The organism is Lactonifactor longoviformis (assembly GCF_042848515.1).
GTDB classification, from domain to species: Bacteria; Bacillota; Clostridia; order Lachnospirales; family Lachnospiraceae; genus Lactonifactor; species Lactonifactor longoviformis.
Map to the genome: position 1 here is coordinate 1,089,124 of NZ_AP031453.1, position 17,703 is coordinate 1,106,826.

Annotated in this window: 16 protein-coding genes and 1 CRISPR repeat array; of the genes, 15 read left to right on the forward strand and 1 reads right to left on the reverse strand. The window is 42.2% G+C overall.

The genetic code is table 11. The features are described 5' to 3' along the window. Positions 1–61: 61 nt before the first annotated feature. From ACGHCT_RS05025 to ACGHCT_RS05095, 15 genes are all read left to right on the forward strand, one after another. A complete protein-coding gene (locus ACGHCT_RS05025) occupies positions 62–1,024 on the forward strand; it encodes an HNH endonuclease signature motif containing protein (protein WP_390438695.1) in 963 nt (320 codons plus the stop codon). Positions 1,025–1,912: 888 nt separating this feature from the next. Further along, positions 1,913–2,374, forward strand: coding sequence for a hypothetical protein (locus ACGHCT_RS05030; RefSeq protein ID WP_072852570.1), 462 nt, complete (start codon positions 1,913–1,915; stop codon positions 2,372–2,374). A 350-nt stretch (positions 2,375–2,724) separates the two neighbouring features. Next, positions 2,725–5,106 carry a CRISPR-associated endonuclease Cas3'' gene (locus tag ACGHCT_RS05035; protein ID WP_390438697.1) on the forward strand — a complete coding sequence of 794 codons (2,382 nt, stop codon included), beginning with the start codon at positions 2,725–2,727 and terminating at the stop codon, positions 5,104–5,106. Positions 5,107–5,160: 54 nt separating this feature from the next. Continuing rightward, positions 5,161–5,931 (forward strand): type I-C CRISPR-associated protein Cas5c, encoded by a 771-nt coding sequence (gene cas5c, locus ACGHCT_RS05040; protein ID WP_390440127.1) that lies wholly within the window; start codon positions 5,161–5,163, stop codon positions 5,929–5,931. Beyond that, positions 5,906–8,512: a type I-C CRISPR-associated protein Cas8c/Csd1 gene (gene cas8c / locus ACGHCT_RS05045; RefSeq protein WP_390438699.1), complete on the forward strand. Its 2,607-nt coding sequence runs from the start codon at positions 5,906–5,908 to the stop codon at positions 8,510–8,512. Before cas5c ends, cas8c begins: the two co-directional genes overlap by 26 nt. A gap of 110 nt (positions 8,513–8,622) precedes the next feature. Next, on the forward strand, positions 8,623–9,507 hold the full coding sequence (gene cas7c / locus ACGHCT_RS05050) for a type I-C CRISPR-associated protein Cas7/Csd2 (RefSeq protein WP_390438701.1): 885 nt from the start codon (positions 8,623–8,625) through the stop codon (positions 9,505–9,507). Continuing rightward, positions 9,497–10,165 carry a CRISPR-associated protein Cas4 gene (gene cas4 / locus ACGHCT_RS05055; protein WP_390438703.1) on the forward strand — a complete coding sequence of 223 codons (669 nt, stop codon included), beginning with the start codon at positions 9,497–9,499 and terminating at the stop codon, positions 10,163–10,165. Before cas7c ends, cas4 begins: the two co-directional genes overlap by 11 nt. Continuing rightward, positions 10,162–11,193, forward strand: coding sequence for a type I-C CRISPR-associated endonuclease Cas1c (gene cas1c / locus ACGHCT_RS05060; RefSeq protein ID WP_072852579.1), 1,032 nt, complete (start codon positions 10,162–10,164; stop codon positions 11,191–11,193). Before cas4 ends, cas1c begins: the two co-directional genes overlap by 4 nt. Positions 11,194–11,203: 10 nt before the next feature. Next, complete coding sequence (cas2, locus tag ACGHCT_RS05065; RefSeq protein WP_072852669.1) at positions 11,204–11,494, forward strand: CRISPR-associated endonuclease Cas2; 291 nt, start codon at positions 11,204–11,206, stop codon at positions 11,492–11,494. 181 nt (positions 11,495–11,675) lie between these two features. Then, positions 11,676–12,709: a CRISPR direct-repeat array (repeat unit 33 nt; unit sequence GTCGAGGTTCGCGAGAGCCTCGAGGATTGAAAT). A gap of 203 nt (positions 12,710–12,912) precedes the next feature. Then, entirely contained in the window at positions 12,913–13,422 is a 510-nt protein-coding gene (locus ACGHCT_RS05070) for a hypothetical protein (RefSeq protein ID WP_390438705.1), read from the forward strand. A 196-nt stretch (positions 13,423–13,618) separates the two neighbouring features. After that, positions 13,619–13,861 (forward strand): hypothetical protein, encoded by a 243-nt coding sequence (locus tag ACGHCT_RS05075; RefSeq protein WP_390438708.1) that lies wholly within the window; start codon positions 13,619–13,621, stop codon positions 13,859–13,861. Then, positions 13,858–14,595, forward strand: a complete 738-nt coding sequence (locus ACGHCT_RS05080; protein ID WP_390438711.1) for a hypothetical protein — start codon at positions 13,858–13,860, stop codon at positions 14,593–14,595. Before ACGHCT_RS05075 ends, ACGHCT_RS05080 begins: the two co-directional genes overlap by 4 nt. After that, a complete protein-coding gene (locus ACGHCT_RS05085) occupies positions 14,595–14,780 on the forward strand; it encodes a hypothetical protein (RefSeq protein ID WP_390438714.1) in 186 nt (61 codons plus the stop codon). Before ACGHCT_RS05080 ends, ACGHCT_RS05085 begins: the two co-directional genes overlap by 1 nt. A gap of 45 nt (positions 14,781–14,825) precedes the next feature. Continuing rightward, a complete protein-coding gene (locus ACGHCT_RS05090) occupies positions 14,826–15,308 on the forward strand; it encodes a GNAT family N-acetyltransferase (RefSeq protein ID WP_072852589.1) in 483 nt (160 codons plus the stop codon). Positions 15,309–15,348: 40 nt separating this feature from the next. Beyond that, on the forward strand, positions 15,349–15,876 hold the full coding sequence (locus ACGHCT_RS05095; RefSeq protein WP_390438717.1) for a putative immunity protein: 528 nt from the start codon (positions 15,349–15,351) through the stop codon (positions 15,874–15,876). A gap of 1 nt (position 15,877) precedes the next feature. On the opposite strand, the gene ACGHCT_RS05100 is transcribed toward ACGHCT_RS05095, so the two are convergent. After that, a complete protein-coding gene (locus ACGHCT_RS05100) occupies positions 15,878–17,635 on the reverse strand; it encodes an FUSC family protein (RefSeq protein WP_390438719.1) in 1,758 nt (585 codons plus the stop codon). Positions 17,636–17,703: the final 68 nt, after the last annotated feature.

A 17,703-nucleotide genomic window follows, 5' to 3' on the forward strand; every position in this document is an offset into this window, starting at 1 on the left:
ATTATTATGGTTTTCCTATATATGTACATTATTATAATTTAGGAAGAAAGTGGAGAAATATATGAAAATCTGGATTGAAATGAGTCGAGATATAGAACATGGTGGCGATGAATGGGGATTTACTCAATGTATATGGGCGCCAACGTACAAGAAGGGTAAAGGCACAAATAAGTCGTGGCTATTTTGGGATAATGTAAATAAGGTGAAATCGGGTGACTTTATTCTTCATCTTAGAGGTAAAGGAAAAGAGGCAGAAATTGTCGGGTATTCTATTGCCAAAACAGATGGCTATAGGACTGAAGAATGCCCTCCTATTGCTGGTGAATGGTCTTATTGCAATAGTTTTTATAGAGTAATTTTAACTGATTATTTAAAGTTTGATAACTCTATTAATCTTTATAGGTTGTTTTTTGATAAAGAATTAGAATTGAAAGATTACTACAAGAAAAAAAGTAAACCTAAGAATTTATTTTTTACTATACAATCGGGTAGATTGCAATGCTTAAATGGTGGATATCTTTCAGAGGTTGATGAAGCTTTATTGGAAATAATATCAGATGGTATAGAAAAGTTTAATGATGAGTCTATACCCATTGGTTTGTCTGTTTCGACATCTACGACCTTAAGACAAATTAAAGCACGGATAGGGCATGAACGGTTTGCAACAAATGTGAAAAATAATTATAATAACCAGTGCTGTTTTCCGGGATGCAAGATTGCTGACAAGGAGTTTTTGATTGCTTCTCACATTGTAAGATGGGCTGATAACATTGAGATGCGTGGAAATACTTCAAATGGACTATGCTTTTGCCCTATTCATGATAAAGCATTTGAATTAGGATACTTTTCGCTGGATGATAATTTTAGAGTACTTGTAGAAAGGAAAATTGACCATAGTCAAATATTTAAAGGATACATTTCTAAATTTATAGGTCTACCAATATCCAAAGGTTATATTGAGCCAGATCGTGAGGCTTTAAAAGAGCATAGAAAAAGGTGTAATATTTTAAATCAGGATTGTTAATTATTACATATCACATAAGTTTCATGTGAATTCTCATAGAACTAAAATGTATAAGTTATATCTGCCATGCTAAGAAGAGTAGTTGTAGGTACTGCAGAGGGTCTCGAGCATTAAAATTATGATAAAGAAAAACGTAAATAGCATTGTATTTTTGCAGAATGTATTTTTGCGGGAAGGTTATTGAAAGGGGGGGAATTTTGCTTTAAAGGGGTGATTTTTATTAAAAAGGGGTAAGAGGAGTAAAGTTGACGAAGAAATTTACCCCACAATTATGTAATGAAAAATATTTTTGCCATGTAGTATAGAACCTTTGTCCCACCGCATTGTGAAGTTTGCGTGGAATTGTGTCGAAAATAGATGGTAGTTGAATGACATTTGTGAAATGAATAAATAATTTTATAGAGGGAAAAGGATGAAAGAAAAGAGTACTCTTATTGAGGAATTGGGCCTTTCAATTGATAGTTATGATTATCTAGAGAGGAAAGGTATCGATACGATTAGTATGCTATTCTTATCTGATTTGTACAGGACATAGGTCATTTGCTTTAATGAAATGGACATAATCGTTAGGAGTCGATATCCATTTAAGTAGATGGCATATAATACTGTTGGAGAAAGATATAAATAGAATACATGTCAACTTCAGCTATGCTGGGGAGAATAAGGTTGCTGTTTCTTTTTTTGCTTGTTAGATGTTGACGACTTCTTTGTTTCAATCAATGTCGGAATAATTGACATTACAGAAAAACTCCTTCTATAATTACTGCGATGTCCGTCCAATTCATCCTTTAATTATTATTTTCATTACAATAAAAGTATTTAGCTGCATTTGGATGCTTTAATTTTATACTTATGGTATCATCACGGATAATTTGGGAGGTAGTACTGATGAACCTATCAGAAAAAGCAATAGAAAGAGATAGCAGTATAGTATTAAAAAAACTGTTTGCTATCTATGAAAAGAATATAGATAGCAGTGGGTTATATGATAAGTTATATTGTCAATTACAACAATATAAACCATTTCAACTTAATAAACTTAAAACAGAACTTTTGGCGGAAGAAGCCACAAAGAATGCAAGTACACTTGCAATGTCATCTGCAGCAATGATAATTAGTATTATGACTATAATATTTAATGTGTTTACTAATATATTCTCAGGTAAGGAAGGTGTAATCACTGAAACTGTTGTATTAACCATAGGAGTGTTAGTTCTTTTATGGAAGTTTGGTAATATATTCGGTGATTTTATAGGAAAAAGAAAGAACATATGGAAAAGAAATAAATACATTCTGTGTGTAATAGAAAATGTATTGAATGAAGCTAATACGTACTCATCGCTCAGATAAAGGAATGATAAGCAATATAACCCTTTACGGGCAAATAAGATATTTGTTCCTTATCATAGAGGCAATCCGTTTACGAAAATGCCCTTATCTAGAAACGAATGTCAATAAAAATTTCCAGATAAGGGATTTGGGTTATAATTTTCTTTTTAACTTTTTTCAATCCGCAAGCGACATAAGATGCTTGACGCTTTAGATAATATCATAGTCGGATAGATAAATCAATTATTCATTTTTTTGCAAAAATAGTACTCAAGTTAAAAAGGAAATTATTGAAATAGTATTGGTGATGATGTATAATCAAAGACATAGATAATAAATTGAGCTTTGAGCATACAAAGGGGGGATTGCGTATGATTGCGCATAAAAGAGAATCCGATGGCAAGGAGCAAGCGTGGAAGGAACACAGTCGGAATGTGTCAAAATTATGCTTTCTGTCTGCTGAAAAACTAAATCTTAGTACATTGGCAAAGCTAATCGGATTGCTGCATGATTTCGGAAAAGGGATCTCAGATTTTCAAGGCTATCTCCAGGGCACCGGCAGCAAGCACCCAAATCACGCCGCCTTGGGAGCGCTATACGTTCAGCAGCGTTGGTGGGATCCAGGGAAAACTTTGAAGGAAAGGCAGACAGCTCAACTGATTTCTCTGTGTATTTATGGGCATCATGCCGGCTTGCCGGACTGCCTGGATATATCTGGCACTTCACCATATTTAAATGGATTGCAATCACAACCGGATAATTATTATACGGAAGCAATGGCAAACTTTTACTCAGAAGTAGCATCTGCTGAAGAATTAGACAAACTTTTTGCAGAGGCATGCAAAGAATTGGAAAAGTTCGGTTTAGATAAGTATTCATTTCAATGGGGGATGCTTGCCCGGCTTATGCTGAGTATTCTTGTTGATGCAGACAGATGGGATTCCGCTTGTTTTGAATATGATGCAGATCCATTCGATACGTCACAGGACACTCACCCGGATTGGAAAAAACTTCTTATTAAACTTGAAACTTATGTGGAAGGCTTCCCTAAGGAAGGAGAATTAGCAAGAATTCGTCGGGATATATCAGAATGGTGCAGGGCTGCCGGAGAATATGGTCCGGGAATTTATACTTTATCAGTTCCTACCGGGGGAGGAAAGACATACTCAAGCTTGCGATTTGCGCTTGCCCAGGCAAAAAAGAATGGACAACAGAGAATTTTTTATTTTATACCTATGAACACAATTCTGGATCAAAATTCCAGGGATATCAGAGATGCGTTGGCCGATTATCCGTCAATTTTAGAACATCATTCAAATGTTGTACTGGAAAATGAGGTTGAAGAGGAAAATTATCGCAGACTGACAGAGCGCTGGGACTGTAATATAATTTTAACCAGTTTGGTCCAATTTTTGGATACGCTGTTTAAAAATGGAAATGGAAGAGTAAGGAGAATGTACCGCCTTGCAAATTCGGTTCTGATTTTTGATGAAATTCAGGCATTACCAAAAAAATGCCGGGAACTATTCAAAAAAGCGATCCAATTTCTTGTGCAGTATTGTAACTGTACCGTACTGCTCTGTACGGCGACGCAGCCCAATTTGGGCCTAGAATCAAATGAACTTATTCCGGACGTGAAATCGTTATATCAGAAATTAAAACGGGTAGCCTATATGCCTCAATTGGAAATGCATACTTATCAAGAGGCTTCCGGTGATATCGCTGCGTTTATCCAAGAGGGAAAATCAGTACTGACTATCGTAAACACCAAGGATGCTGCCTGGAATGTCTTTCAGGGAATTTCTGAGCAGCTAAAAATATTGGATTATAGTCTGGTAGAAATTCAGCAGGGCCTTTCAGAGGAAGTGATTGAGCAATGTGCAGCAAAGAGTACAGAAAACGAAATTTTATGTGTACATCTAAGCACGCTTATGTGTCCAATGCATAGAAAAGAGATATTGTGCTGGGTCAAATCATGGCTGAAAAAGAAAAAACTGGTTTGCTGTATTTCTACGGCATTGATTGAGGCAGGTATCAACGTAAGTTTTCCAGTTGTGATCCGTAGCCTGGCCGGTATTCCAAGCATGATTCAGGCGGCAGGACGCTGCAACAGGAACTGTGAAGAAAAGATGGGAACTGTATATTTATGGAATCTTGCTGATGAAAGACTGGGCCGTTTGCCGGATATTCAGAAAGGCAAGGAACTCAGCATGAATCTGCTCAGCAATATGGAACATCCGGATGAAATGGGAAGTCCGGAGATGATTAAAAAATATTTCGCAAAAGAAGAAGAGTATACACAGAAAGTTGAAAAATATCCGTATAAAGAATGGAATTTAGATTTGGTTACCATGCTTTCAGCCAATAGTGAGTGCAGGAATGCAGCTTATGATTCGGAGGATAGCCCTTTGCTTCATTTAAGTAAACGTTTTTGTCAGAGTTTCCGAACAGCCGGTGCAGCCTTTCAAGTCATTGACCAAAAAACAAAAAGCGTGATTGTACCATATGGCAGAGGAAAGGAATTGATAGAAAAATTAACTGACCGGCATACGTTATGGGAGGAAATTAAATATTTGAAAGAGGCCCAGCAATACAGTGTGAATTTATTTGAGCATGTTTTTGAGCGCCTGGCAAAGGAAGGTGCCCTGCATTCTCTTGGAGAAACCGGTGTGGTTGTTTTAAAGGAAGAGTATTATGATGCCTGGGCCGGAGTTACGACCACTCCCCAGGAAATGATGGAGCTCATAATATAACTTTTTCTATAGTAATGAGAATTTATAATGCAAGGGAGAGATGCCGTATTGAAAATTAGAAATCAGATTGAGTATTGTGTGTCAGGAAACTATGCGCTGTTCAGCGATCCGATTGCCCGAATGGGAGGCGAGAAGTTCAGTTATATGCTTCCGACTTACCAGGCGCTGAAAGGGATTACGGAGAGCATATATTGGAAGCCATCAATTATGTGGGTGGTAGATGAAGTACGGGTCATAAGACCGATTCGTACGGAGTCTAAAAATATCCGGCCAATCAGTTATATTGCTCCGAAGAACACCTTGTCTGTCTATACCTATCTGGCAGATGTGTCTTATCAGGTTCGTGCACATTTTATTTTTAATGAGAACCGACGGGAGGACCTGGAGCAGGATTTTAACGAATATAAGCACCACAATATTTCCAAGCGTATGGTGGAGAAAGGCGGGCGCAGAGATGTTTTCCTGGGGACGAGAGAATGCCAGGGGTATGTAGAACCCTGTACATTCGGCGAAGGGGAAGGCTATTATGATGGCTATGGAGAATTGGAGTTTGGGGTCATGTTTCATGGATTTGATTATCCGGATGAGACAGGCCATGATATTTTGGCTGCCAGGTTTTGGAGACCCAAGATGGTTAATGGAGTGGTTCAGTTCCTTCCACCTGAAGAAATACCGGATGAAATGAAGCGGGAAATCCGTCCGATGAAAGCAAAGAAATTTGGAAAAGAGCTGCACAACTTCAGCGGATTGGAAGAGAATGTGTTGCAGCAGGAATTTGCCGGGGAAGGAGGGGGAACAAATGAGTTGGATGCAGAAATTATGTGAGGCTTATGATTCCGCTATTGTCTGTGACCAATCGAAAGAATCTGTTATGCTTGTTCCCCTGGGATTTGTACGTAAAAAAGTTAAATACCATGTGGTATTGACTCAAGAGGGGCGGTTTGTATCAGCAGACGAACTGATGGCTGAGGCACAATTTCAGGAAATTCCCAGTACCCCACAGGCAGAAAGCCGTACGGGTGACAACGGAGCGGCTTTTCCTCTGGCAGAACAGCTGAAATATCTGGTCTATGAGGATGTAAATTTGAAGCGGTTCAGCCGGTACATGGAACAGCTAAATGCATGGTGCGGACAACCGGATGCACCAGACTGTTTGCGTGCGGTATATACATATTTGGATGGACATACACTGCTGGCTGATTTGGAATCACAGCCTAATTTGAAACTGAAGTATTATAAGAATGCGGAAACACATGAAGGTACAGGCGAGGATGCAAAAGCCATGGTCTGTTTCTCTGTTCAGATGCACGATGCTAGTAATGACGATCTTTGGCTCAGAACAGATGTAAAGCAGAGCTGGAGTAATTATCTGGCAGATAAACTGCCGAGTGCCAGAGAGTTCTGCTATGTGGAGGGGAAAATGCTTCCTTCCGTGGAGAATCATCCGAAGCTGCAGGGAAATGCGAAACTGATCTCAGCTAAAGATTCAGAGTTTCCGTTTCAGTATAAGGGCCGTTTTGTTGATGACCGCAGTGCAGCGTTGGTTAGCTTCGATGCGTCAGTGCGTGCCCATAATGCGTTGACTTGGCTCATAGCGCGCCAGGGAATGCAGAAATATGGTATGATTTGGGTAGTATGGAATACAAATGGGGCGATTATGAAAGTCCCGATTGATGAAGTAAACGATTTTATGGAAGAGGAAGAAGATGAGGAAGATGCTGCTTCCGGACCAGTTATTGATACGTTTGCAAGTTATGCCAGGGAGGTGAACGCTGCTGCCTGTGGCTATGGTGGAAGACTACATGATTATAATCCGGATCGGACAAATTGTGCAGTAATATTAGGCCTGGAGGCGGCGACGGATGGTAGAATGTCAGTGACGTATTATCAGGAGTGTACCGGAAATAAATACGTAGAGCGTTTAGAAGACTGGTATATTGACTGCTGTTGGTGGCGCTATTCCCGAAAGAAGAAAACAAAAGAAATAGCAACGCCGAATCCCGATGATATAGCCATCGCTGTTATGGGAATTGACGCGGTATATGCTGCAAAAAGGGATAAGAAATGTGAAAAGTCCCATACAAAATGGATGCGAAACCTGCAATCCAGGATTTTGACCTGTATTGTGGACAAGCAGCGGCTGCCGCTGGACGTTGTTCGCAGTGCATTTTATAGGGTATGCGCGCCGCTTGCATTTGTCAGTGGTAAAGAGCGGCAATGGTCCAGGTCTGCATGGGAAAACAGTGTAGATACTGCTTGTGCTATGATTTACTGTTTTCAAAAACGCGGGGAGGGGAAATATTGTGAAGTATTTTCCCCGGAATTACAGGCAAATTCAAAAAATGCGGATTATTTATACGGACGCCTTTTAGCAGTGGCTGATTTTATGGAAGAAAAAGCGATGGATAAGGGACGGGATTACCCTACGAATGCAGTCCGGCTTATGCGGCAGTTTGTACAGCGTCCGTTTGAGACGTGGCCGAAGATACATGAAAAATTAATTCCGAGTTTTGGGAAGCTTGGTTCAAACGGTAAAATATATCAGATGATTATAGAAGAAATTGAGCAATTATTTTCAGCGGCAGGCAGATATGAGCGAAGAGAACTCTCACTGGAATTTTTGCAGGGATTTTCCTGTCAGAGACAGAGCCTTTTTCAAAAATGGGAACACAACATAAAAAAAGACGAGGGAAAAGTTCTGTATGAGCTGCCAAAGAGACGTTCTGAATTGTATGGATGTTTGCTGGCGATTGCAGATGCTGCCGAGCGGGAGGCCAGTGATGGAGAGCGTACTGGTATGACGAATGCCATGCAGATGATGACAGTGTTTGCAGCAAGGCCATATGAGAGTTGGGGAAGACTGCATGACAAGCTGCTTCCTTATTTGGAAAAACTGGGTGAAAGGGCTGATTATTATCAGTGGTTGATTGAGAATGCAGAAATGCAATTTTTACAATTGGAACGGGAATCATCAGTGCCGCTGGATGGCAGCTACCTGCATGGATACTACTGTATGCTTCGGACGTTTTATCAGAAAACACAGTTTTCCTGGGAGCGTCCGGTATGGAAGGATGCAAAGGATATGCGAAGTTCCTTGTATGGGCAGCTTCTGGGAATTGCGGAACGTCTCGAGAGAAGACATTTCATTGGTAAAGCAGAGGGAATAGACAGACGGTTCACAAATGAATTGCGATTCATGACGGTATTTGCCCAGAAACCGGCAGACACATGGGAAAATCTGAAGGTCAAATTAGGGCCGTATCAGAAATTTGCGGGATGCTGCGGAGAGAGGGATAATTCCATGCTGGAGCAGTTGGAAGTACAATTACAGCAACATGGCTGGAATACCAATGAACCTCTGGGCAGTATATATCTGCATTTTTATTATGAAGAACGAAACAAGTAAAGGATTCAGTAGCAAGCTACGGGCATTTGATCCTCGCGGCAGCCGACAAGGTCATGCAAGAATGAATTTGGCTCGTTGCCCGTGGGAATAAAAGAAAAGGAGAAATGATTATGGCAGTTTTAGAAAACAAAATTGATTTTGCATTGGTTTTTACAGCAAGAAATGCAAATCCTAATGGAGATCCTTTGGATGGAAATCGTCCGAGAACTACGTATAAAGGTCTAGGTGAGGTGTCGGATGTCTGCCTAAAGCGTAAAATTCGTAATCGTCTGCTGGATGCAGGACAGAATATTTTTGTTCAGTCGGATGATCGCCGCAGAGAGGGGGATATGTTTCGTTCGTTAAAGGACAGAGCTGATAATGAACCGGCATTAGTGGAGTGCACGAAACAAATTAAAGCAGGGAAAAAGACTCGGGAGGATTATGCCAGACAGGCATGCGAAACATGGTACGATGTCAGGGCGTTTGGTCAGGTTTTTGCTTTCAAAAAGGGAAAGAAAGAGGAAGATGAATCAGATGCCGTATCAATCGGTATTCGCGGCCCTGTTAGTATTCAGCCTGCCTTCAGCATAGAGCCGGTTAATATTACTAGTTCTCAGATTACAAAATCTGTGAACCTGGAGACTGGAAAAGATCCGGATAAAAAGGGGAGCGATACCATGGGTATGAAACATCGGGTGGATTTTGGTGTTTACGTTACCTATGGTGCCATCAATGTACAACTTGCAGGTAAAACAGGTTTTAGTGAAGAAGATGCAGAAGCACTGAAAGAAGCACTTAGGACTTTATTCTGTAATGATGAAACCTCTGCACGTCCGGCTGGCAGCATGGAGGTAATGAAACTGATCTGGTGGAAGCACAATTGTGCCAGTGGTCAGTATTCATCGGCTAAGGTGCATCGGACGCTGCAGATTTCCTGTGACGATCTGGGAAGTGTATCGATAAGCACAAAAAATTTGGAAGGTTTGATTCCGGAGGTTCTGGATGGCGAATGATGATTCGGATTTTTTGATGCTTTCAGGACTGAAGCATTTTCAGTTTTGCCGCAGGCGCTGGGCCTTGATTCATATTGAACAGCTTTGGGAAGAAAATGTGCTGACATTGGAAGGACATTATATGCATGAACGGGTACATGATGATAGCTTTACGGAAGCACGGGGGTCTGTACTGCTGTCACGTGGAATGCCCGTACGCTCCCAGGAGCTGAAGATCACCGGTATATGTGACATGGTAGAACTATATAAAGATGAGGACGGAGTTCCGATTCAGGGGCGAAGTGGGCAGTGGAGGCTTTATCCTGTAGAATATAAACTTGGACAGCCGGATGCACAGGGAGCGGATGCGTTACAACTATGTGCACAGGCTATGTGTCTGGAAGAAATGTTTGTGACAGACATCCCCGAGGCTGCTCTGTATTATGGAAAGATTAAACGCCGGCAGCGTATTCTTCTGACAGAAGAACTGCGGAAAAAGGTAAAGGATTCTGTGACTGAAATGCATCAACTGATGTTAAAAGGATACACACCGAAGGCAAAAATGGGAAAAGCCTGTAAAAACTGCTCTTTATTAGAAATCTGCCAGCCCAAATTGACGAAACAGGTTTCGGCTTCGGAATATATTCGCAGAGTTTACCATGAGGAGGACGGGATATGAAAAAACTGTTGAATACCTTATATGTTACGACGCCGGATGCGTATCTGTCATTAGATGGTGAGAATATAGTACTTTTACAGGAGCAAAGTGAGCTGGGACGGATTCCTTTTCACAATCTTGAAGGGATTGTCTGCTTCGGCTACAGAGGTGTCAGCCCTGCGCTGATGGGAGCTTGTGCGGAAAAGGGGATCGGCCTTTGCTTTTTGACCCAGCATGGCCGGTTCCTGGCGCGAGTCACCGGACTGGTGAGCGGTAATGTGCTGCTGCGTGAAACACAGTATTTCAGGGCAGCAGATGAAACACAGGCTCTTGCTATTGCGAAATCATTTCTATTGGGTAAAATTTATAACAGCAGGTGGTGCCTGGAGAGAGTGAAGCGTGACCATTTTATGCGTATCAATCAGGAGAGGATGAATGACGCTATTAGCCTGATGCTTCAGTCATTATCAAAATTAGAAAACGCTGGAACTAGGAGTGAGTTAATGGGAATAGAAGGAATAGCGGCGAAAGCATATTTTGGGGAGTTTTCACAGATGATTCTGCGGAACGAAGAGGTATTTGTATTTGACGGAAGAAATCGTCGGCCGCCGCTTGACCCGGTAAATGCAATGCTTTCTTTCGCGTATACTCTGCTGGGAAATGAGATTGCAGGTGCCTTGGAAACGGTGGGGCTGGATCCGGCGGTGGGGTATCTCCATACAGTGCGCCCGGGACGAGCGTCCTTGGCTCTTGACTTGCTTGAAGAGTTACGGGCACCATTGGCAGACAGATTTGTAGTAACGCAGATAAATCTCGGAGTTTTTACAGAAAAGGATTTTCTTAAAAAAGAAAACGGTGCTATATTTATGACGGATGACGCAAGAAAACGTTTTCTGACTAATTGGCAAAAACGTAAGCAGGAGACAATTGTGCATCCTTACTTGAAAGAAAAGATTCAATGGGGTATGGTTGCATATGCACAAGCCATGCTTTTATCCAGATATTTGCGTGGAGATCTGGACGCCTATCCGCCTTTCTTATGGAAGTGAGGTGATATATTTGCTGGTGCTGATAACCTATGATATCAATATTACAGAAGCGGCAGGGGCACGCCGTCTAAGACGTGTTGCTAAGCAGTGTGTGAATTATGGTACACGAGTTCAAAACTCTGTTTTTGAATGCCAAGTAGATGCCACCCAGTATGCGAGACTAAAACATCTTCTATTAAAAGAAATAGATGAAGAAAAAGATAGTCTGCGTTTTTATTCTCTGGGTAACCGATATAATGGTAAAGTTGAACATTTCGGTGTGCGACGTGGATTAAAGGTTGATGAACCTTTGATTTTATAGAAGGACCGCAGGAAGGATGACCGTGCGAACCCTAAGTGAACATAGATTCACTGGGGGATTCGCACCTAGATTCTGTAAGATTTGGAGTTATATTTAGTTTTAGTTGCAAGTTCTGCTTAAAGAAGTAGTGTATATGCATAAAAAATGATATGGAATCATTATAAATTTAGCAGTTTTTGCTGTCGAGGTTCGCGAGAGCCTCGAGGATTGAAATCTAGAGACGCCTGTCGGCGTCGCCGCCGCCGGCCGTCGAGGTTCGCGAGAGCCTCGAGGATTGAAATACTGATAAAAGAGAAGGGGTGACATATGTATCTGTCGAGGTTCGCGAGAGCCTCGAGGATTGAAATCTTATCACTGATAGTGCCATTTCCTAAAAGATACCGTCGAGGTTCGCGAGAGCCTCGAGGATTGAAATCTTATTTTCCATAGACAAAGAAAACGCCTTTACAGTCGAGGTTCGCGAGAGCCTCGAGGATTGAAATACCAAACCGGACAGCCAATCTCCCGGAGCCGAAAGTCGAGGTTCGCGAGAGCCTCGAGGATTGAAATATTTCTCACAATGCTCTCTACCCAAAACAAAAAGGTCGAGGTTCGCGAGAGCCTCGAGGATTGAAATTAAGAATAAGATATATGATTTATCAAGAGCTAATGTCGAGGTTCGCGAGAGCCTCGAGGATTGAAATCATGCGACAGGACTTTGAGCTACGGTACCCGGATGGTCGAGGTTCGCGAGAGCCTCGAGGATTGAAATTTCCGTAAAATAAAACAATTCACTGCCGATTTTGTCGAGGTTCGCGAGAGCCTCGAGGATTGAAATTTTTGAAATGTTGTAGCTTGCTACATCTGCTTCGTCGAGGTTCGCGAGAGCCTCGAGGATTGAAATCACTATTACTTCTTCTCCCTGGTCTGCGTACATCGTCGAGGTTCGCGAGAGCCTCGAGGATTGAAATTGCTCCACCGTGGCCAGGGCGGTGCCCATGATTGTCGAGGTTCGCGAGAGCCTCGAGGATTGAAATTGCTCCACCGTGGCCAGGGAGGTGCCCATGATTGTCGAGGTTCGCGAGAGCCTCGAGGATTGAAATCTCTTGCAGACTTCACGGCTACATTTACCAAATGTCGAGGTTCGCGAGAGCCTCGAGGATTGAAATCCGGCAGTGGTAAGAGTCTTCATGTCGCAAAAATGTCGAGGTTCGCGAGAGCCAGTAAGTTTGAATTTAACATCTACAATCAGAGGAACAGATTTTTTATTAAGTAACCACAGTTGATTGTTAGGTATATAGGTCTTATATCTGATTGATATAATGCTCAATTATATCATGGGTACTAACAAACTGCTCAGCCTATTTTGATATTTACTCAGTTAATAAAGCACCGTGTAACTATAAATTATAAACTGGAATTCTAAGGAGATAGTAAACATGATATTCGACTTTTACCCGTGGAAAATGGATATCGATATTAAAGCTACGGAACAACTTTATGAGAGAAAAGACTACGCCAAAGATAGGAATGCCAATCAAACTATGCTTGAGGCAATGTCTGAAAAACAGAAAAATTTTTTTGTCTCCGTAGGTGTTGATATATTAAAGGCAAAAGTAACAGAGAAAGTTTATAATATTCCAAGTGATGGGGAATTGTCCGGTGGGAAGATTTATAGTAGGACACTGGATTTTTTGATGTGTGGGAAGTTCCTTTCTATACCAGATTACCAGGAAGAAATATACAGTGATGAAGATATATTCGGTATGAATTTTCCCGATTCTTTACAAGTTATTTCTATGCCGGAGGAACAGAAAATCCCTGTATTTGATATTGATGGGTGGGGGTGCGTATTTAAGCATCCTTTATTTAGATTTGGGGAAGAGGATGTAACACAATGGGATTGTGGTTACATAGCAGGTAGCATATTGCTTATGAAAGACTTATAATTAAAGTTATGGAAACGTTTTTGCGTAGTAAGTATTTTAAAACGGTTAGAAATAATGGTAATGCAAATCATACGGGGTGGGAGTACACGCATGAGATTTATTTGTAACTTTTTCTGAGTGAGTATAGTAACCTGAATGAAACGGCTGTAAACATAAAGTGAGAGAACATATGAGGAAAAAAACGCGGAGATATTTTATGTGGATATGGATTTTGGCTGCCAATCTCTTTTGGGCATTTGCACTTATCACCATTAGTTATTCCTGGGGATATGATCAATGCGCCATTGATGGGAACATCGCATATTTTAGCCGCCCGGCATACCTTAATTTTGTAAATGGTATCCCCTGGCTTTTAGGCACACTTGTGTTTGGCGGTTTAGGGATTCTGTTTTACCGGAAAAGTAATATTATAGAAGCAAAAGATAAGGGGGATAAATGATATACATAAACAGTATAGCAGATATGATAGAATTCATCAGATCCTGCGACAAACATGAATTAGACTGTGCATCATCCATTAACTTTAGGATGCCAAATTATGAGATTTCGCCAAAAGAATTTTTAGAGTTTGCAGATATAGATTTAAGAGACACAACGGTTAAAGGGAAGGTGGGAGCAGTTTCGAATCTGAAAAGGGCTCTGGATTGCCAGCTGGATATGTTTTTTGAGGCTATCAATATCAAAAGTATCTTTGACAGCAAAAATCTCAAATTCAGTAAAAAGATACAGTTTCTATCGGATATAGGAATGCTTCTCACCAAGTCAATGAACAAACTCAATACCATCAGAAACAGAATGGAACATAATTATCTTGTCCCGACAATTGAAGATTTAGAGGTATATTATGAGATGGTGTGGAACGTGATTGAGATCATTAACCTAAATGTGCATATAATGAAAATGGGAGAAATCAGGTATGAAGCAAGTGCAGGGCAGGAGAAGTTTTATATAGTAAATGGGTATGATATTTCCAAAAGAAGCTTTTGGTTTAAGATTACTCAGAGAAAAACCAGAGATACAAACAGCATAATCAAATCCTTGTATAAGCAAGACGACTATACAGAGTATGTCAGGGCATTCCAGGTATTCCGATGTAATATAGGCTTTTCTGAAAGTGAGAATGCGAAGGAGTATAAAAAGAGATTAAAAGAAATAAGTCTTATTGATATATAATGATAGAGGAGAAAACAGATGAGGGAATTTGCATCAGCGAGTATGAGACCTGTATGACAGAAGGTATGTGCATTGGAATGTGTATCGGAACTGTAATCGGCAGTTCAGGAATCCTTGATTTGGGGTTAGGCGTAAGCCTGGGAATGCTGCTGGGGGAATTGGCCGGTATGAACATGAAAAAATAAAAAACATTATGATAAGGGGTATCATATTAAGATGGGCGGTATGATATGAGGATAGAGATTGAATTAGCATATGATAACAAAGAAGAGGTACAGGCTCTTTTTTCAGAATACACGCAGATGCTCAAGCGTATGGAGCCGGATATGGCGAGGTGTCTGGAATATCAGGATTACAGCAGGGAAATCCTGCATCCGGAGGATAAGTACGGGCTGCCCCAGGGAAGACTTTATATTGTGTGGGCGGACGGCAAACCGGCAGGGTGCATAGGTATGCACAAATTAAATGAAAACAGTTGTGAAATGAAACGATTATATGTAAAACCAGAGTACCGGGGCCGTAAGCTGGCCAGCTTGCTGATAGACAGAATATTGGAGGATGCAAGGAAGATAGGTTACCGGGAGATGGTGCTGGATACCATGACATTTTTAGATGCTGCAATTTCTCTTTATCGGAAATATGGATTTTGTGAGACAGAGGCCTACTATGAGAACCCGGTGGAGGGTGCGGTCTATATGAAACTGGAACTGTAAAGTGAAATCGCAGAGGCGAAATCATCCAGAAGGAGTGAATATGAGAAAACTAAGAAAGATGCTGGGAGATATAAAGGATCCGTCTGTTGTATCGCTTATGAGACTGATTGAAACCCAGAGCAAGGCTACTTTATCCGGATGGGCGGTAGATTACGCAGAGAAGCACTATCTGGGGATTTACCAGAAGGCGTATGCAGATGAACGAAGACTGCAGGAGGCAGTTTCCGGAGTGAGGGAATATCTGAACGGGAGCAGAAAACAGAAGGACTTAAAGCCGCTTCTGCGAGCTGCCGTGCAGGCGGCACAGGAGGCAGAGGACAATCCCCCGGCACAGGCTGCCGCCCGGGCGGTAGCGACAGCCTGCAGAACGGTCCAGACTCCTTCCAATGCACTGGGGTTTGCCTTTTATGGGGCAGCGGCGTCTGCCTATGAGAAAGCAGGACTGGAAGAAAGCCCGGAGGTTTATGATGCGCTGGCTTCCAATGAACTGGCACGAATACTGGGATCTCTCCGGGAGAACGCTGTATCGGGTGAGAAAAATCCAGTTACGATTAAATGGAACTGCTGAATCAGGGTATGGCTTTTAAGAGTACATGCCCTGATTCAAAGGGCGGGGCATCGGCACGCTCTGCGATGAGTTTTCTGTGAGCGCAGCGCAGCTCTTCCTGATATTTAGCCAGATATGCGGGAAACCCTTTCCATTTCTCCAGGGAAGCATTTTGGATTAGCTTTTCTTCCTGCATATGGGCCTGGATGACCAGATGATAATAGAGCTGAGGGTCTATCTGATCTGCCCGGCATACCTTTGTGAGAAGTTCAGTGATTGTCTTATATTTCTCCCAGAGCTGACTGGTTGCCTTGGCACGGCGATAGGGAAAAAGCAGGCAATTTATGATATAGGCGATAGCCGCACCGGCGAGTATATATCCGAGCCGGATGAGGAAAATACTGCCCACTGCCTGAAAACCAAAGGCATTCATGAATACGGCTCCGCCCAGGGCACCTACGGTGGAGCAGGCAAAGGTTTCCCTGTAGTCCGTAAAGTAAAATGAAAGATAGCCCGACAGCATCATGGCAGCGGTACGCCCTGCGGGGGAGGAAATCAGGGAATAGATAGCCACAGAGACTAGCCCGCCCAGTATAGTGGCGAAGATCCTTTTCTTAATCTTCTGAGGTACATCATCTGCATAGGGCAGGGATACGGAGGCCAGGGTGAACAAAAGCCACCGTCCGTTAGGCAGGGGAAGATACTGTACTGCCAGCACAGCAAGGGATAAAAGCAATGCGGTCCGAAGGGCATAGATGGCACGCACAGGACTCAGATCAATGGCAGACTGCAGACGTATTTTAAAGGAGAGGGCGGATTTGCGGTAATGGACTCGCCCTTGGGGATCTGTCATATGAAGAAGTCTGTCGCGGATATAAAGAAGGATATTGTTAAAAACCCGGGCTGTTTTTTCATCTGTCAGGGCAGCCAAAGCGGAGGGATCCAAAGCGGGGATCTCAGAGCGTTCCTGCCGGATAAACGCAAGAAATTGGCTCAGCTGTGTATCCATGGAGTGCAGAAATTCTTTATTTTGTGGTAACAGACTGGGGGAGAGCTCATGTATCAGAATGGCCAGCTGCTCCAGCCCCCGTCCCGCAGCGACCATGGAATAGCTGGAATCAGAGATACAAAAGGCCTTTTTTCTTCTTTCATATACCGTCTGGCTTAACCGGCACAGCTTACTTCTCATGCCCGGCAGATCCGGCTCCTGCGAAATATTTTCCGATTTACTGGAAATAGTGCTGCGGATATCCTCGATCATTTCACTTAATACATCTCTGGCGGTCTCAGCCACACGCTTTCTTCCCATGATCCACTGATACAGCATGATAGATACGGCTCCAACCAGCATCCCCAGAATCCGTTTAGGAAGCTGAGATGATGTAACCGGTGAAATAAAAACCAGAAACAGGTACGACAGGATATAAGGAAAGTACATGTGACTGGCGTACTCATAGGTAAAGGCGTACAAAATCAAGAGAAGTGTAGCAAAATTAATGAGAAAGGATAAAGGCGCCGGAGAGGCTGTGACCAAAAAGGCGGCAACGGCCATCCATACCAGGACCAGCGCCTGTAGTACAAAGTGTTTTAAGGGTGCGGCAGTCAGATCCCGCACCATGGAGGCTGACATCATTATAGTGAAGATTACGCCGACAATTGAGTGTGCGGGGCCAAATAGCATCTGAAAAATATTTACATATGCGATAATAAAGAGAAAGCTGAGTGTGCTGAAACGGAAGTTCTTCCGGATTCTCTCAGATAGTTTGGAACTGAATTTCATAGTTTACGACATCTCCTTTAGTGCTGCCTATCATAAAGATATAATTGACTTTAGCCTATATTATTATA

What these genes read in the sequence shown, in the direction of transcription:
- ACGHCT_RS05025 (WP_390438695.1), top strand. Translation starts at nt 62, where the DNA reads ATGAAAATCTGGATTGAAATGAGTCGAGATATAGAACATGGTGGCGAT.
- ACGHCT_RS05030 (WP_072852570.1), top strand. Translation starts at nt 1,913, where the DNA reads ATGAACCTATCAGAAAAAGCAATAGAAAGAGATAGCAGTATAGTATTA.
- ACGHCT_RS05035 (WP_390438697.1), top strand. Translation starts at nt 2,725, where the DNA reads ATGATTGCGCATAAAAGAGAATCCGATGGCAAGGAGCAAGCGTGGAAG.
- cas8c (WP_390438699.1), top strand. Translation starts at nt 5,906, where the DNA reads ATGAGTTGGATGCAGAAATTATGTGAGGCTTATGATTCCGCTATTGTC.
- cas7c (WP_390438701.1), top strand. Translation starts at nt 8,623, where the DNA reads ATGGCAGTTTTAGAAAACAAAATTGATTTTGCATTGGTTTTTACAGCA.
- cas4 (WP_390438703.1), top strand. Translation starts at nt 9,497, where the DNA reads ATGGCGAATGATGATTCGGATTTTTTGATGCTTTCAGGACTGAAGCAT.
- cas1c (WP_072852579.1), top strand. Translation starts at nt 10,162, where the DNA reads ATGAAAAAACTGTTGAATACCTTATATGTTACGACGCCGGATGCGTAT.
- ACGHCT_RS05070 (WP_390438705.1), top strand. Translation starts at nt 12,913, where the DNA reads ATGATATTCGACTTTTACCCGTGGAAAATGGATATCGATATTAAAGCT.
- ACGHCT_RS05075 (WP_390438708.1), top strand. Translation starts at nt 13,619, where the DNA reads ATGTGGATATGGATTTTGGCTGCCAATCTCTTTTGGGCATTTGCACTT.
- ACGHCT_RS05080 (WP_390438711.1), top strand. Translation starts at nt 13,858, where the DNA reads ATGATATACATAAACAGTATAGCAGATATGATAGAATTCATCAGATCC.
- ACGHCT_RS05085 (WP_390438714.1), top strand. Translation starts at nt 14,595, where the DNA reads ATGATAGAGGAGAAAACAGATGAGGGAATTTGCATCAGCGAGTATGAG.
- ACGHCT_RS05090 (WP_072852589.1), top strand. Translation starts at nt 14,826, where the DNA reads ATGAGGATAGAGATTGAATTAGCATATGATAACAAAGAAGAGGTACAG.
- ACGHCT_RS05095 (WP_390438717.1), top strand. Translation starts at nt 15,349, where the DNA reads ATGAGAAAACTAAGAAAGATGCTGGGAGATATAAAGGATCCGTCTGTT.
- ACGHCT_RS05100 (WP_390438719.1), bottom strand. Translation starts at nt 17,635, where the DNA reads ATGAAATTCAGTTCCAAACTATCTGAGAGAATCCGGAAGAACTTCCGT.